Below are 16,217 nucleotides of genomic sequence, written 5' to 3'. Positions count from 1 at the left end.
CGGCGGCTCAAGAACGGCGTCGCGCTGCCGTTAACCCGATTGAGCCTATAACGTCTACCGACCGCCGCCATGTCCTTGCCTATTGTGATTGCCGACGACTCGCTTCTTGCCCGCAAGGTGCTGACCAAAGCCCTTCCGCAAGACTGGGATGTCGATATCGCCTACGCATCGAACGGCGTCGAGGCGCTCGACCTGTATCGGGCCGGCAAGGCTTCCGTCATGTTCCTCGACCTGACGATGCCCGACATGACGGGTTTTCAGGTGCTGGAAGCGCTGCAGCACGAAGATCTCAATACGTTCGTGATCGTCGTGTCCGCCGACGTTCAGCCGATGGCGCAGGCGCGCGTGCGCACGCTGGGTGCCATTGCATTCGTCGCCAAGCCGGTGACGCCCGAGGCGCTACTGCCCATCCTCAAGGAGTACGGGTTGTATGTCTGAGCCAGCCCTGAACGAAGAACAGCGCGACGCGCTGCAGGAGGTCGCCAACCTGGCGATGGGCCAGGCCGCGACCCGTCTCGCGACGCTGCTCGATACGTTTATCGAGCTGTCGGTGCCGCGCGTGCGCGTCGTCGACGTGCGCGAGGCGGCTGCGGCGCTGCGCGACATGACCGGTATCAACGAGGCCGTCACGGCGGTGCGGCAGGGCTTTCGCTCCGACATCAAGGGCGAGGCGCTGGTGATCTGCCGCAGCGACAGCATCGCGCAGCTGTGCGCGCTGGTGAACGACCCGTATGCCGGTTCGGCGTACGAAACCGTTTCGCAGGAAGAGCTGGTTTACGACGTGGCGAACGTGCTGACGGGCGCCTGCGTGTCGTGCATTCTCGACCAGCTGGGCCGCACGCCGGTGTTTTCGGCGCCGGGGCTGCTGGGCGCGTCCATGTCGCTCGACGATGTGTTCCAGCCGAAGGTGCTCGCGTGGGAAGTCGCGCTGCTGGTCGAAGTGAATTTCGCGCTGGAAGACCAGAGCTTCCGTGCCCACCTGGTGATGTTGATGGCGGAAGAGTCGATCCGTCACATGAATGAGGCGCTCGACGCGCTGCTGTCCAGCCTATGAATGAGCCGTCCGCGTCCTTGAGCGATCTGGTTGTCGAGCGCGTTGGTTTCGGCATCTTCGTGCTCGATCGCGAAATGAACGTGCTGATGTGGAACCGGTTCATGCACGACCACAGCGGCCTTTCCGCGGAACAGGTGGTCGGAAAACCGATTTTCGCGAGCTTTCCCGAACTGCCGCGCGTGTGGCTCACGCGCAAGCTCGAAAGCGTGTTCCAGCTGGGCAGCTTCGCGTTCAGTTCGTGGGAACAGCGGCCGTATCTGTTCAAGTTCGACCATGACCGGCCGATTACCGGCGGCGTCGACTTCATGCAGCAGGATTGCACCTTCATGCCGCTCACGCGCGACCGCGAAGTCGTGGCTGTCTGCGTGACGATTTCCGATGTGACAGCCGTGAGCATCGTGCAGCGCGAACGCGAGGAAGCGGTCGCGAAGCTGCAGGAATATGCCGATCGCGACGGCCTCACGGGCATCGCGAACCGGCGCTATTTCGAGTCACGGCTGCGCGACGAATACACGCGCTGGCAACGGTACGGCGGCGACCTGTCGGTGCTGCTCTTCGACCTCGATCATTTCAAGAAGATCAACGACCGGTTCGGCCACGTTGTGGGCGATACGGTGTTGCGCGTGATGGCGCAGCGCGTCGCGGAGGTGGTGCGGGTACAGGACACGTTCGGCCGCTTCGGCGGCGAGGAATTCGCGCTGCTGCTGCCGTGCACGCCGCTCGAGGACGCCATGCTGGTCGCGGAAAAAATCCGCTGCAAGATCGGCGATACGGCCATCGACGTCCAGGGCACGCTCGTGCCGGTGACGGCGAGCGTCGGCGGCGCGTGCGCGCGTACCGGCGTGCCGGCCTACGAAGTGCTGATCAACGAAGCTGATGCCGCGCTCTACAGCGCGAAGCGGCAGGGGCGCAACCGGTCGGTCGCGTTCAACTGAGTCCCATCGCCCGCCTGAAGCGCGTGAGAATCAGCGCTGTCTTTCTGGTGGCGCTGCACACGGGTGAGTGACTCCGGGGGGATGTTCGCGTTGACCCGATAAAGCGGAAAACCGCTGGAACCCGCGGTCCTGGCGTGACCTTTGCCACGGCATTATTACGCCGGCCTGTCTTGCCGACGTGTTTTCAGCGGCGAAGGCCAAAGATTGTTATACTTTTCGGCGTTTCCGGCATCCCAGCCGGAATGTTTCGCGCGTGTCCGCGCGCGCGGACGACATGCCCTGCGTCCGGCCACCTGGCCAGGAACAGCGGGCGCCTCAGCGGAGATCGTCTTGGCCGTTTCCAACCTTGTCGTGGACGAAACAGAAACCGACGCAGCCGCCGTTACCTCGGGCAGCTCGTTCTATCTCGCAATGCGCATCCTGCCGGCTGCGCAGCGCGACGCGATGTATCAGGTCTACGCTTTCTGTCGCGCGGTCGATGACATCGCCGACAGCGACATGCCACGTGCCGAACGTGCGGCCGCGCTGGAGCGCTGGCGTACCGACATCGACGCGTGCTACGCGGGCACGCCGCGCGCTTCGTTGCGCGCGCTGACCCGGCACATTCACACCTTCAATCTGCAGCGCGAGGATTTCCACGAGATGATCAACGGCATGGCGATGGACGCCGCCGAAGACATCTGCGCGCCCGACGAAGCCACGCTCGACCTGTACTGCGACCGCGTCGCGAGCGCGGCGGGGCGTCTGTCGGTGAGGATATTCGGGATGCAGGACGCGCCGGGCCGCGAACTCGCGCATCACCTGGGCCGCGCGCTGCAACTCACCAACATCCTGCGCGACATCGACGAAGACGCCGGCATCCATCGCTGCTATCTGCCGCGCGAACTGCTGGCGCGCGAAGGCATCGCGACCACCGACCCCGATACGATCGCCGACGATCCGTCGCTGCCGCGCGTCTGCGCCGCGCTCGTCGCGCGTGCGCGGGCGCATTTCGCGAAGTCCGACGAAATCATGGATGCGCAGCCGCGTCGCGAAGTCCGCGCGCCGCGCATCATGTCGGGCGTCTACCGGTGTCTGCTCGAGCGCACCGTCGACCGTGGTTTTGACATCCCGCGCACGAAAGTCAGCAAGCCGCGCGCGCGGCTGCTGTGGATCGTCGCCCGCTACGCGCTGTTCTGATGGTCAAACTTGTCCATGTGATCGGCGCGGGCCTCGCTGGCCTCGCAGCCGCGGTACAGCTGCAGCGCCGCGGCGCGCAGGTCGTGCTGCACGAGGCCGCCGCGCAGGCCGGTGGACGGTGCCGTTCGTATTACGCCCGGACACTCGGCGCGACGATCGACACGGGCAACCATCTGATCTTCTCCGGCAATCAGGCAACGCTGGGTTATGCGCGCGCAATTGGCGCCGCGGACGAACTGGTGGGCCCCACGCAGCCCGAGTTTCCGTTCATGGATCTCGCCTCCAGCGAGCGCTGGACCGTCAAGCTTTCGCCCGGTCCATTGCCGCTGTGGGTGTTCGACGCGAATGCCCGTGTGCCGGACACGAACTGGGCGGACTATTTTTCGATGCTGCCGCTGCTGTTCGCGAAGCCCGGTCGCTCGATGGCGCAGACCATGCGCTGTAACGGCGTGCTGTGGGACCGGCTGCTGGGTCCGCTGTTTCACGCCGTAATGAACGTGGAACCGCGCGATGCCACCGCGCAACTGGCGGGTGCCGTCGCGCGCGAGACGTTTGCTGCGGGCGCCCGGGCATGCCGTCCGCTCGTCGCGCGTAACGGGCTTGGCAGCGCGTTTGTCGATCCCGCGTTGCGTCTGCTGCAGCATGGCGGTGCACAGATCAAGCTCGGCTCGCGGCTGAACGATCTGACGTTTTCCGAATCCGGGCGCGTCGCGTCGCTGCATTTCGCCGACGAAAGCATCGCGCTGGGCGCCGACGAAGGCCTGGTGCTCGCCGTGCCGCCGAACGTCGCGCAGTCGATCGTGCCCGGCTTGCAGGCGCCGCAGCGCTTCAGCGCGGTCGTCAACGTGCACTTCGCCATCGAACCGCCGTTCGGCTTGCCGCTGGTGATGGGCCTCATCGGCTCGACCGCCGGATGGCTGTTTGCGTTCGACGGCCGTCTGTCGGTCACGATCCATGGCGCTGACCATCTGACCGGCACGCCACACGAAGAACTCGCGAAGACAGTCTGGGCCGAGGTCGCACACGCGGCCGGCTTGCCGGCTGACCCGATGCCGGTATGTCAGGTCGTGATGGATGAACGCGCGACGTTCGCTGCCGTGCCCGACCAGGAAATGCTGCGCCCTGCCACGCGCGCGCGCTGGAATAACCTCATGCTCGCGGGAGACTGGACGGCCACCGGTCTGCCCGCGACGATCGAAGGAGCGATCCGCTCCGGCCAGAAGGCCGCGGACCTGCTTCTGAATGAACCGATGGAACGCCGATGAACGATTTATCCCAGGTCCCGCCGATGGATGGTGAGACGCCCGCCTCAATCCCTGCTTCGAGCCCTGCTGACACCGTCGATACTGCCGTGTCGCAGGACCTGCTGGAAAGCGCGATCGCGCGCGCGACCGACGCGATCCTCGCCGATCAGCGCGCCGATGGCCACTGGGTCTACGAACTCGAAGCCGACGCCACGATTCCCGCCGAATACATCCTGCTCGTTCACTACCTGGGCGAAGAGGCGAACCCCACGCTCGAACAGAAAATCGGCCGCTATCTGCGCCGCATCCAGCTGGCGGACGGCGGCTGGCCGCTCTTCACCGACGGCGCACTCGACGTCAGCGCGAGCGTGAAGGCGTACTTCGCGCTGAAAATGATCGGCGACCCGGAAGACGCGCCGCACATGCGCCGTGCCCGCGAGGCGATTCTCGCGCACGGCGGCGCGGAAGCGTCGAACGTGTTCACGCGCATCCTGCTCGCGCTCTTCGGCGTCGTGACGTGGTACGCGGTGCCGATGATGCCGGTCGAAATCACGCTGTTGCCGAAGTGGTTCCCGTTCCATCTGTCGAAGGTGTCGTACTGGGCACGCACGGTGATCGTGCCGCTGCTGGTGCTCAACGCAAAGCGTCCGGTCGCGCGCAACCCGCGCGGCGTGCGGATCGACGAACTGTTCCGCGGTGCGCCCGTCACGACCGGCCTGTCGCCGCGTGCGCCGCATCAGCACAAGGGCTGGTTCAGCTTCTTTCGCGGCGTGGACGGCGTGTTGCGCGCCATCGACGGCCTGTTCCCGAAGACATTGCGTCAGCGCGCGGTGAACGCGGCGGTGGCGTTCGTCGACGAACGGCTGAACGGCGAAGACGGTCTCGGCGCGATTTTTCCGGCGATGGCGAACGCCGTCATGATGTACGACGTGCTCGGCTATCCCGCCGATCATCCGAACCGCGCGATCGCACGCCGCTCGATCGAAAAGCTGCTCGTCGTTCACGAAGACGAAGCGTATTGCCAGCCGTGCCTGTCGCCGGTATGGGACACGTCGCTCGCGGCGCACGCGCTGCTCGAAACCGGCGACGCCCGTGCCGAAGAGGCCGCGCTGCGCGGTCTCGAATGGTTGCGTCCGCTGCAGATTCTCGACGTGCGCGGCGACTGGATTTCGCGTCGCGCGGACGTGCGGCCGGGCGGCTGGGCATTCCAGTACGCGAACCCGCACTATCCGGACGTCGACGATACGGCCGTGGTCGCGCTGGCGATGCATCGCGCCGCGGCGCTGACGCAGTCGAACGTGGACAACACCACGATTGCGCGCGCCCGCGAGTGGGTCGTCGGCATGCAGAGCAGCGATGGTGGCTGGGGCGCGTTCGAACCGGAAAACACGCAGTACTACCTGAACAACATTCCGTTCTCCGATCACGGCGCGCTGCTCGATCCGCCGACGGCGGACGTGTCGGGCCGCTGCCTGTCGATGCTCGCGCAACTTGGCGAAATGCCGTCGATGAGCGAGCCGTCGAAGCGCGCGTACGACTACATCCTGAAGGAACAGGCGTCCGACGGCAGCTGGTATGGCCGCTGGGGCATGAACTACATCTACGGCACGTGGACGGCGCTGTGCGCGCTGAACGCCGCCGGCATCAAGCATGACGACGTGCGCATCGCGCGCGCGGTGCAGTGGCTCGTGAAGATCCAGAACGAAGACGGCGGCTGGGGCGAGGACGGCACCAGCTACAAGCTCGAATATCGCGGCTACGAGCAGGCGCCGAGCACGGCATCGCAGACCGCGTGGGCGCTGATGGGCCTGATGGCCGCCGGCGCGCTCGACCATCCGGCGGTTGCACGCGGCATCGAGTACCTGCAACGCGAGCAGCGCGATCACGGCCTCTGGGACGAAACGCGCTTCACCGCGACGGGCTTTCCACGCGTGTTCTATCTGCGTTATCACGGCTATCGCAAGTTCTTCCCGCTGTGGGCGCTCGCGCGCTACCGCTCGCTCAGGCGCAGTGGCGGCACGCGTGTCATGGTCGGCATGTGATGGCGGTGTCGCGAAACACGCAGGCGCGTGGCGACAGGTTGCCCGTGATCGTCGTGGCCGGCATGGCGTTCGAAGCGCGCATCGCCCGCGGTGAAGGCGTCGAGGTGGTTTATGCGGCGCGCGCCGATCTGCTCGAACGTGCGCTGAGCGCGGCCGTCGCGCGTGGATGCAGCGGCATCCTCAGTTTCGGCACGGCCGGCGGTCTGGCGCCGGACCTCGAGCCGGGTACCGTGATCGTCGCGGACGCAGTCGAAGGACCGTTTGGGCGCGTCGAGACAGACGTCGACTGGTCGGGGCGGCTTGCGCTCGCGATCGGCGCGTCGCCGTTGCGTGCGCGGCTGCGCCGGGGTGTTCAGGCGGCGGTCGCCGCGCCGCTCGTCAGCGCACAGGACAAGCTCGCGCTCAATCGTGCGACGGGCGCGCTCGCGGTCGATATGGAATCGCATATCGCGGGCGCCATCGCCGCCGCGAACGGCGTGCCGTTCGCCGTATGCCGGGCGATTGTCGATCCGGCCTGGCGCACGTTGCCGTCGGCCGCAACGGCTGGCCTGCGCGACGACGGCCAGACAGCGATCGCGCCAATTCTGCGCGAGCTGCTCCGGCAGCCGTCGCAACTGGGCGCGCTGCTCCAGGTCGCGGCGGACGCACGCGCGGCCCGGCAGTCGCTGGTGCGGGCGCGGCACGCGCTCGGCACGGCCGGCGCGTTGCGCGCTGCTTGATCTGGCAAGGACCGGCACCTCCGCGGTCAGTCCCTCCTAAAGCAGCTGACTTCCCTCTTGAGATACGAGCACATCGAAGCCGATACGATGCACTGAGTCCGAACCGGGCTTTTTCTGATCGCGAACAGAGACCCGCAGGTGTCAATCCATGCCAGGACGGGTCAAGCATCGTTATCCGTCACCGCGGTAACCTGCAGGTTTTGCCATGCGACAGCAAGTTAGCCTGATGCAGGCGAGGCTGGTTCGTTCCGCCTGACCGGGACGAACCCGACCTGCAGCCCGAACAGTCTCGCAACGCTGTTGAGCGAGTCGACGGTCGGATTGCCGGTCCCACGCTCGATGTCCTGGATGACCCGGCGGCTGACACCCCGGTGCGCGGCGAATTCCGCCTGGGTCAGGCCCGTCATCTGTCGCATCGCCTTCATGGCTTCGGGAATACTCATATCGCCCCGGCCGATCCTTTCGTAGAAAGCGCGGCGCAAGGCGTTCTGCTCGTCACGGGAGGGTCGGGTCCGACGGGGCATGATGGGCCTCTGGGGGTTGAAGGGCTTTGAGCTGTCGGACCTGCGTAGCTACGTGTTGCGCCAGGAACCCGATGACGTCGTGATCGACGCCCTGTGCTTCCATGATGTCGGGCAGGCGTTCGATCTGCACGGCAAACCGGCTTAACTCCTGGGCTAGCATCCGGCGCTCGTGGTCGGGTACAGCCAGCGCCGCGAGCACGTCGCCCCAGTCCGTCAGCTCAACCCGGGTATCTGGTCGATACCACCTCAGTACCCGTGGAACCAGCTGGGGATCAAGGTACATCGGCGCGAAATCGAACAACGGCGTGAGCTGGACTTTGCCTTCGACCCGTTGCACAGCCGTGTTGCGAGCGTGATTGTCGGTATTGCACATCGCCAGATTGAGCACGTCCCGCCTGATGAATTCGAGCGTTTCGGCTGCTGGATCGGTCACGACCCTGCGGATTCCGGCTACGACCTCGAAGAGGCTCGGGCGCAGGTCGAAGCCGGACAGCCCCAGAATGGATGCGACGCTTTCCTGATGGATGCGCACGACCTTCCCGTCGCGCGCGATCCGGTCAAAGCGCGGAATCAGCAGAACGTCGCCGTGAAGGGTTGGCAATTCCGGATGTGTACGGATACCGAGCGCGGCGGCCACCCGCATGTACGCCGCTTCATTGCGCAGGACCTTGTCATCGGCCGGGCTATTTCCGCGCGGCAGTTTCGCGATCAGGTGCTGGGTGGCATCGGCATCGGGCAGGACGGCATCACCATGCAGCAAGCCCGCCCGGTCCCGGGTTAGCAGATATTTCGGCGCCGCACCCTGGACCCCCGTGGTGCCGGTGCCCAGCATCCCGTGCAGGAACATCCTTTCCTTGAATTCCGCGCTGCGCACGACGACGTCGTCGATTGTCAGGCCAGGCAGGCCACGCGCGGCCGGGTGTCGCGCCACGTGAGTCTCAAAATAGTCGACTGCCTCGGCAACCCGGATCCGGCCGACCGGATTGAAGGCGCCCGCGCAGATCAGTGGAAAGTCCGCACCAGGGCCATCCGGTAGTTTCAGCTCGCCCAGCAGAAAGCGACGACCCGCCCCCTGCGGGACGAGGTCGTAGAGGAAGGCGGGCATGGTCCGAGCCGCGCGGATGTCCATATCAACGGGCTCGGCCAGTGACAGGGGGGCGTCCGTATGTTCAACGGCATACATGACCAGATGATTCCACTGGCAAAGGCCGTCGTTGAGTTCGATCTGTGCGCAGTCGACCCAGCGGTCGTCCAGGAATATCTGCAGGGTGCAATCCATGAGGGAACTCCTTATGCCTCATAAATGTAGCACGATAGAGCCATGAATTGCTTATGCGCCTCTTATAAGGGTTTTTCTGCCGAATCAGCGGCTGAATAGTCTGGTGCGACACTGGCTATCACCCAGCAGTGAAAGTCTTCCTTCGAACGTAGCCTGGCCCCTACGACAGCCTGACAGGTTCGCACCTGTCGGGCTGTTTCCGTTGCATCCCGCAAAACGGGCGGCTTATTGCACGGCCGGCTTCGGCAACGGTGCGACCTCGGGCGTCTGGTTATCGGCGGGCGGCGTCGAGCCCGATGCACCCGAAGCAGGCGTCTCGCCCGGATCGGTGTAGTTCGGCACATCCGGTGGCGCGTTGGGCTGCGTGCCGGAAGCCGGTGCCGGCGCGGTCGAATCCGCGGCGCCTTCGCCCGGATCGGTGTAATCGGGCAGGCCGCCAGGCGCAGCACCCGAAGCGCCTGAAGCCGGCGCTGCGCTGGAATCGTCCGGCTCGCCGTAATCCGGCAACGCGGCCGGCGACGTGCCCACGGCACCCGCTGCACGCAGCAGCGAGATGCGCTGCTGCGTGTACGCGTCGCGGACGAACGAATACTTGTCGAGCGCCGCCTGCGAAAGCAGATCGGTCGCGCCGAGCAGGTCGGCGCGCTTGCTGACGAACTGCAACCCATACATCGGATTGCGCACCGCCGGCTCCGCGTAATTCAGCGGATTGAAGCGGAAATCGACCGCGAATCCGACGCTGTCGCGGAACGAACTCGGCCCGAACAGCGGCAGTACCAGATACGGACCCGACGGCACGCCCCAGCGTCCAAGCGTCAGTCCGAAGTCCTGATGATGTTTTGGCAGGCCGGCTGGCGTCGCCCAGTCGAGCAGCCCGAAAATGCCGAAGGTCGAGTTGAACGCGAAGCGCATGACGTCTTCGGTTGCGTCCGTGATGTGCAACTGCATCAGGTTGTTGGCTGCGTTGCCCAGATCGCCGAGATTCGAGAAGAAGTTGCTGATGGCCGTGCGCAGCGGACCCGGCGTGACCTTCTGGTAACCCTTCGCGATCGGTTGTGCAACGTAGGTATCGAGTGAGTCGTTGAACTTGAAGACGGCCCGGTTCATCGGTTCCAGCGGATCGCCGGGTTTGCGGTCAGGGCCAGTTGCACAGCCGCTGGCAACACACGCGACGACCAGCGCCAGCGCGGAGGTTTGCATCTTCATCCGTCAATCCCGTGGTGTTTTTTCGTAGCGCGCCTGGGGCGCGGTTTTCCCATCAGTACAGGCTGGAATACCACAGCGCCGACAAGCGTGCAGAACAGCGACAGCGCGAGCAGTTTGCCCATGCTCGATGTGCCCGGATGGTGCGACAGCCAGAGGCTGCCGAACGCCGTCGCCGTGGTCGCGGCGCTGAAGATGACGGCGTGCGTCAGGCTCGATTGCAGGAGCCCGGTCTGGCCGTTTCGCCAGGCCATCACGAAGTAGATCTTGAACGCCACGCCGACGCCCAGCATCAGCGGCAACGCGATGATGTTCGCGAAGTTGAGCGGCATGTTGAACACGACACACAGCTCGAGTGTGACCACCGCGGAAACGAGCAGCGGAATCAGGGTGCGCAGCACGTCGCCGAAACGGCGCAGCGTGATCCAGAGCAGGATCGTGATCGACAGCACGGCCCAGCCGGCCGCCTGCATGAACGCCTTGATGATCGTGTCGGCGGAATGCAGGATCGAGATCGGGCCGCCGATCGCGCCGGGTTCGGCCGCTTTCACCGCGTGTGCGAAGCGGCGCAGCATCACGTCGTCGCCGGGATCGGCGCCGGGCACAACCTTCGGCGAGATGTCGACGAGCGCGTGGCCGTCGGCCGAAACCCAGTTGCGCGCAATCTGCGCCGGCACGGTTTCGCGCGTGATTGGCGTGGGCTGCAGCAACGCGCCCAGCTGGCCGAGCGCGATCTTCAGCGGCGCGGACATCGCCCGTTCGGCGCGATCGCGCGTGCCGGCATCGGCGGCGGCGAGCTTCGTCAGCGTGGCCGACAGATGTTGCGCTTCGGCGGCGCCCGGACCCGGATGGTCCCCAGCGGCCAGCGCGAGCTGGCCGGCGGCGCGTTTGAGCGCGGCGACGCGGTTCGCGTCCGTGGCAGGCGGCGCGGGCGTTTGCGTGAGCGCCGGCAGCAGTTGCTGCGCCGCGCTCGCAATCAGCGCGAGTTTCTGCGGCTGGTCGGCGGGAATGAACGTGTCGAGCGTCGTCACACGGCCGACTTCCGGCAGCGCCGACAGTTTCGCCGCCATCTGGTCGGCGGCCGTGAGCGTTGGCGCGAGCACGTGCACGTTGTTCACCGACGCCTCCGGCGCGTCCTGCAGCGACAGCAGCGTCGCCATGGATTCCGTGTGCGGATCCTTCAGATGCAGCGGATTGAAGTCGAAGCGCAGATGCAGCAGCAACGGCAACGCGCCGACGATGACGATGAGCGTCGTGATCAGCACGGGCTTGCGGTTGCGGTCGAGAAAATCGTCGACCGGCGCGAGTTGCCGGAAGCCGGGCGCGACCGGCTCGGGCAGTGGCGCGAAGACCTTGAGGAGCGCCGGCAGCAGCGTCATGTTCGTGAAATACGCGACGAACATGCCGACGCCCGCGATTTTCCCCAGTTCCGACACGCCGCGATAGGCCGTCGGCAGGAACGAGAAGAAGCTTTCGGCGACGGCCACGGCCGCGAGCGTGAGCGGCACGCCGATGCTGTGCGCCGTGTTCAGCAGGGCGGCCGGCAGGCGGTCGTCATGGTTACGCTCCTCGCGATACTTCACGCCGAACTGCACGCCGAAATCGACCCCCAGCCCGACGAACAGCACCATGAACGCGACCGAGATCATGTTGAGCGCGTCGACCATCATCAGCCCGAGCGCGGCGGTGATCGCGAGGCCGACGAAAAGTGTGATGAATACCGCGAGGATCAGCCGTTTCGAGCGCAACGCGAGCCAGAGAATCACCAGCACGACGAGCATGGTGCCGATGCCGTTCACCACGGCGCCGTCTTTCACCGAGGCGAATTCTTCGTCCGCGAGCGGCTGTTCGCCGGTCAGGCGGACGGTCGCGCCGTACTGCGTATCCAGATGCAGCGACGCAGCGGTCGCGCGAATGTCCGCCGAGGCGCGCGCGCCGGGTTCAAGCGCGCCGAAATCGACGACCGGCTGCACCGTGACGAAGGCACGCGCCGGTTCTTTGGCCGCGTCCTTGTCCACCAGCGCGCGCCACGAGAACACGGACGGCTGGCCGGCGAGCACGCCGTCGAGCACGGTTGCGCTTTTCGACAGCAGGTGGCTCATGTCGGCGAGCTTGATCTGGCCGATCTGCAACGGCAGCAGCAGGCTCGTGGTCAGCACGCCGGCGAGGCCGGTCAGGCTCGGATCGTGCGCGAGCGAATTGATCAGCGGGCGCGCCTGCGCGAGCTGCGTGGTGGTCGACTGAACCTGGTTCAGTGGCAGGAACAGCATCCCGTTGTGCTCGAAGAACGGGCCGGCCTCGGGCTGCGAAACCGCGACGAATTCCTTCGACTGCTTCTGCAGCGCGGCCGTGAGATCGCGGGCGGCGGCATCGGCGAATTCGGGCGCACGGGCTTCGACGACGACGAGAACGGTCTGGCCCCGGTCAGGGAAGGCCGCATCCATCGCGTTTTCGAGGCCGGACCATTGCGCGTCGGTTTCGACCAGACGGCTGATGTCGGTATTGATCTTGAAGTGATGCGCGACGTAGATGCCGCTTGCGACGGCGAGCAGGATCGAGAGCGCGATGACCCACAGGGCATGGCGCACCGACCACGCAACGAGGCGGACGATGGATAACTTCAGCATACAGGCGGGAGAGTCCCTGTCGTTAATGGCGTATTCGGCGAAAGGGCACAAGTATACAGACGCGGCAGCCCCGCGCGCGGAGGGAGGCGGGATGGCGCAGTCAAAATCGGTATACTGGCCCTCAATGGTTCCCGCTGGCAGTTCAGCGGATCATTTTCCTTCCTGTTCCGAAGAGCGTATGAAACGTTATCTGTCTGCATTTGTTGTTACCGCCCTGGTGTCCACTGCGGCCTTTGCACAAAGCGCGCCCGATGCGGTCGTGAAAGCCGCGGTCGAAGGCACGGTCAACGCAATGAAGGCCGATCCGCAGGCACGCGGCGGCGACATGGGCAAGATTACGCAGGTCGTCGAGACGCACTTCGTGCCTTCCACGAACTTCCAGCGCACGACCCGCATCGCGGTCGGCAAGGCGTGGACGACCGCGACGCCCGAGCAGCAGAAGCAGCTGTACGAGCAGTTCCAGAAACTGCTGGTGGGCACCTACGCGGCATCGCTGTCGCAGTTGCGCGACCAGGACGTCAAGTTCAACTTCCTGCCGTCGACGGCCGCGCCGGGCGCCAGGGACGCCGTCGTGCAGTCGCACGTGATCAGCAATGGTGGCGATGACGCGATCGGCTACCGGCTGGAAAAGACGGCCAGCGGCTGGAAGATTTACGACATCAACATGATGGGCGCCTGGCTCATTCAGGTGTACCAGACGCAGTTCGCCGATCAACTCGCGAAGGGTGGCGTCGACGGGCTGATCAAGTTCATGATCGCGCATAACGCGCACAGCGCGGGGTAAGCCCGGGGCCGTCGGGCTTCGTCAGTGTCGCCGGATGTAAAAAGAGCGCAACGGCATCAACCGTTGCGCTCTTTTCATTTCAGCCGGGGCGGAAGACCTCGCGCGCCGCTCAGTGCGCCGCAGCCGCCTTTTCCACCTTCTTGCCCTTACCCGTCCGTCCGATCTCTTCCAGCTTGATCTCGACGTGACGTGAGAACACGTATTCCGCCGGACGCTGCTTGTCCAACGGAATATCCTTCGCGAACGCCCCGGTCGTTTTCGGGCCCGAAATCGCGACCTTCAGCGCCTTCAGCGGATGCGTGACCGTATCCATCACGGCCGTCGCTTCAAACCCGCAGTGGACCATGCAATCCGCGCACTTTTCATAGTTGCCCGTACCGTAGTTTTCCCACTGGGTTGTGTCCATCAGTTCCTTGAAGGTCTTCACATACCCTTCGCCGACCAGATAGCACGGCTTTTGCCAGCCGAACACCGTGCGCGCCGGGTTGCCCCACGGCGTGCATTCGTACGTCTGATTGCCGGCCAGGAAGTCGAGGAACATGCTCGACTGGCTGAACGACCAGTTCTTGCCGTTGTTGCCGCGCTTGAAGATTTCGCGGAACAGGTGCTTGGTCTTGTCGCGGTTCAGGAAGTGCTGCTGGTCCGGCGCGCGTTCGTACGCGTACCCCGGCGAAACGGTAATACCGTCGACGCCCATCGGCCCGAGCGTGTCGAAGAACGCGGCGACGCGTTCCGGCACGGCGTCGTTGAACAGCGTGCAGTTGATGTTGACGCGAAAACCGCGGCGCTTCGCTTCCTTGATCGCGGCGACGGCCTTCTCGTACACGCCTTCCTGCGAAACGGAGTGATCGTGCGCTTCCTTGTCGCCGTCGAGGTGAACCGACCAGACGAAGTACGGATTCGGCTCGTAATCGTCCATCTTCTTTTCCATCAGGAGCGCGTTCGTGCACAGGTACACGAATTTCTTGCGCGCCATGATGCCCTTGACGATCTGCGGCATTTCCTTGTGCAGCAGCGGCTCGCCGCCTGCAATGGAAACCACCGGCGCGCCACATTCATCGACAGCGCCAAGGCATTCCTCCAGCGAAAGCCGCTGGTTCAGGATGGGATCCGGATAGTCGATCTTGCCGCAGCCATTGCACGCCAGATTGCAGCGGAACAGCGGTTCCAGCATCAGTGCGAGCGGGTAGCGTTTGTTGCCTGAAAGGTGCTGACGCATGATGTATGCGCCGACCCGGAATTTTTGCAGAAACGGAATAGACAAGACGTCCTCCTTAAACTTCGCGTGCAGCGAGTGGTTGCGTCAGCTTTGACGGCAACTTGAATTCAACTTTCTCTTCCCGGCCCGACATCGTCGTGACTTCGACGGACCCCAATGCGCGCAGCGCATCGATCACGTTTTCAACCATTTCCTCCGGCGCCGACGCGCCCGCCGTGATACCGACGGTCTGCGCATGCGCAAACCACTCCGGCCGCACTTCGGAACCATCGGCGACGAGGTAGCTCGGCACACCCGTTTCGCCGCCGATTTCGCGCAGACGGTTCGAGTTCGAGCTGTTCGTCGCACCGACGACCAGCAGCACATCGACCTGCGTGCTCAGTTCGCGCACCGCCGCCTGGCGGTTTTGCGTCGCGTAGCAGATGTCGCGCGTATCCGGGCCGACGATGTCGGTGAAGCGGCGCAACAGCGCGTCGATGATGTCGCGTGTGTCGTCGACCGAAAGCGTGGTCTGCGTGACGTACGCAAGCGGCGTGTCGAGCGGCAGATCGAGCGTACCGACTTCGGCCTCGCTTTGCACAAGCAGCACCTTGCCGGGAATCTGGCCGATCGTCCCTTCGACTTCCGGATGCCCGGCATGTCCGATCAAAATCAGCGTGCGGCCGGAGCCCACGTACTGACGACCCTGAACATGCACTTTCGTGACAAGCGGGCAGGTTGCGTCGAGCACGTCGAGGCCGCGCTGTTCCGCATCACGCTCGACGGTCTGGGCGACGCCGTGCGCGCTGAAAATCGCCACGGCGCCCTGGGGCACCTCGTCGAGCTCCTCGACGAAACGGGCGCCTTTCCGGCGCAGGTTATCGACCACATGACGGTTGTGGACAATTTCGTGGCGCACATAAACGGGCGCCCCGTGTTGCTGCAAGGCGCGATCGACAATCTCGATCGCGCGGACAACGCCCGCACAAAAGCCGCGGGGTTGAGCAAGGATGACTCGCATAGGCTGGCGAACTCCGACTGACGCGGGTTTCGAAGAAGTCGGTAAAAACGACCTTATCGCCGCGGCATCATATTAGATGGTGTATTGAGTCCGACCGGAGCCGGCACACCGAAAACCAAACGCGCATTCTAACGCGATCGGCCAGGACGCGCTTTCCAGGACATGTCCGATACCACAAACGCCGCGGCAATAATGACTCGCTGCAGCGCGGGTGCGGAACCCTTAAACTATCGGACCTTGCGGTACCCGCTTGTAACGGCTGCGTTTGCTGGCCGCCTCACGGGCCGCTTCACTGTCCGGATCACCGGATGCATTTCAAGGCTCGCAGGATGAAGGTCGACCGCCCCGAATATGTCCGCGCCCGCGTCGCACGCGAACTGCCGCACCGGGCGCCGGAATGGGCCGTTT

Annotated in this window: 14 protein-coding genes; 8 read left to right on the top strand and 6 right to left on the bottom strand. The window is 64.8% G+C overall.

The annotated features are described in order from the left end of the window. The first annotated feature begins 69 nt into the window (after positions 1-69). The 7 genes from LPA34_RS17910 to LPA34_RS17880 all read left to right on the top strand — a co-directional run bounded on the left by LPA34_RS17910 (position 70) and on the right by LPA34_RS17880 (position 7,173). A complete protein-coding gene (locus LPA34_RS17910; RefSeq protein ID WP_228980595.1) occupies positions 70-438 on the top strand; it encodes a response regulator in 369 nt (122 codons plus the stop codon). Continuing rightward, entirely contained in the window at positions 431-1,054 is a 624-nt protein-coding gene (locus tag LPA34_RS17905; RefSeq protein ID WP_228980593.1) for a chemotaxis protein CheC, read from the top strand. The genes LPA34_RS17910 and LPA34_RS17905 overlap by 8 nt, the downstream gene beginning before the upstream one ends. Further along, positions 1,051-1,989, top strand: coding sequence for a GGDEF domain-containing protein (locus LPA34_RS17900; protein ID WP_228980590.1), 939 nt, complete (start codon positions 1,051-1,053; stop codon positions 1,987-1,989). Before LPA34_RS17905 ends, LPA34_RS17900 begins: the two co-directional genes overlap by 4 nt. Before the next feature lie 330 nt (positions 1,990-2,319). Next, the gene (gene hpnD, locus LPA34_RS17895) at positions 2,320-3,168 is read left to right on the top strand and encodes a presqualene diphosphate synthase HpnD (RefSeq protein ID WP_228980585.1); all 849 of its coding nucleotides are present in this window, start codon (positions 2,320-2,322) and stop codon (positions 3,166-3,168) included. Continuing rightward, entirely contained in the window at positions 3,168-4,433 is a 1,266-nt protein-coding gene (hpnE, locus tag LPA34_RS17890; protein WP_228980580.1) for a hydroxysqualene dehydroxylase HpnE, read from the top strand. Before hpnD ends, hpnE begins: the two co-directional genes overlap by 1 nt. Next, positions 4,430-6,454: a squalene--hopene cyclase gene (gene shc / locus LPA34_RS17885; RefSeq protein WP_228980579.1), complete on the top strand. Its 2,025-nt coding sequence runs from the start codon at positions 4,430-4,432 to the stop codon at positions 6,452-6,454. The genes hpnE and shc overlap by 4 nt, the downstream gene beginning before the upstream one ends. Before the next feature lie 62 nt (positions 6,455-6,516). Further along, positions 6,517-7,173, top strand: coding sequence for a phosphorylase (locus tag LPA34_RS17880; protein WP_228980761.1), 657 nt, complete (start codon positions 6,517-6,519; stop codon positions 7,171-7,173). Between the two features lie 218 nt (positions 7,174-7,391). On the opposite strand, the gene LPA34_RS17875 is transcribed toward LPA34_RS17880, so the two are convergent. The 4 genes from LPA34_RS17875 to hpnN form a co-directional block, all read right to left on the bottom strand. Then, positions 7,392-7,655, bottom strand: coding sequence for a helix-turn-helix domain-containing protein (locus LPA34_RS17875; RefSeq protein WP_228980576.1), 264 nt, complete (start codon positions 7,653-7,655; stop codon positions 7,392-7,394). A gap of 13 nt (positions 7,656-7,668) precedes the next feature. After that, on the bottom strand, positions 7,669-8,976 hold the full coding sequence (locus LPA34_RS17870) for a type II toxin-antitoxin system HipA family toxin (protein ID WP_228980574.1): 1,308 nt from the start codon (positions 8,974-8,976) through the stop codon (positions 7,669-7,671). A 225-nt stretch (positions 8,977-9,201) separates the two neighbouring features. After that, positions 9,202-10,182 (bottom strand): MlaA family lipoprotein, encoded by a 981-nt coding sequence (locus LPA34_RS17865; protein ID WP_228980572.1) that lies wholly within the window; start codon positions 10,180-10,182, stop codon positions 9,202-9,204. Then, positions 10,179-12,806: a hopanoid transporter HpnN gene (gene hpnN / locus LPA34_RS17860; protein ID WP_228980567.1), complete on the bottom strand. Its 2,628-nt coding sequence runs from the start codon at positions 12,804-12,806 to the stop codon at positions 10,179-10,181. Before hpnN ends, LPA34_RS17865 begins: the two co-directional genes overlap by 4 nt. Before the next feature lie 178 nt (positions 12,807-12,984). Between hpnN and LPA34_RS17855 the strand changes: the two genes are divergently transcribed. Further along, positions 12,985-13,590, top strand: coding sequence for an MlaC/ttg2D family ABC transporter substrate-binding protein (locus LPA34_RS17855; protein WP_228980565.1), 606 nt, complete (start codon positions 12,985-12,987; stop codon positions 13,588-13,590). Between the two features lie 109 nt (positions 13,591-13,699). On the opposite strand, the gene hpnH is transcribed toward LPA34_RS17855, so the two are convergent. Both hpnH and ispH read right to left on the bottom strand, forming a co-directional pair. After that, a complete protein-coding gene (gene hpnH, locus LPA34_RS17850) occupies positions 13,700-14,854 on the bottom strand; it encodes an adenosyl-hopene transferase HpnH (RefSeq protein ID WP_228980563.1) in 1,155 nt (384 codons plus the stop codon). 10 nt (positions 14,855-14,864) lie between these two features. Further along, positions 14,865-15,809, bottom strand: a complete 945-nt coding sequence (gene ispH / locus LPA34_RS17845) for a 4-hydroxy-3-methylbut-2-enyl diphosphate reductase (RefSeq protein WP_228980562.1) — start codon at positions 15,807-15,809, stop codon at positions 14,865-14,867. Positions 15,810-16,217 lie beyond the last annotated feature (408 nt).

It is taken from the genome of Paraburkholderia gardini (assembly GCF_907164575.1).
Classification (GTDB): Bacteria; Pseudomonadota; Gammaproteobacteria; order Burkholderiales; family Burkholderiaceae; genus Paraburkholderia; species Paraburkholderia gardini.
The sequence above is the reverse complement of the archived record's forward strand: the minus strand, read 5'-3'. Positions and strand labels throughout refer to the sequence as shown.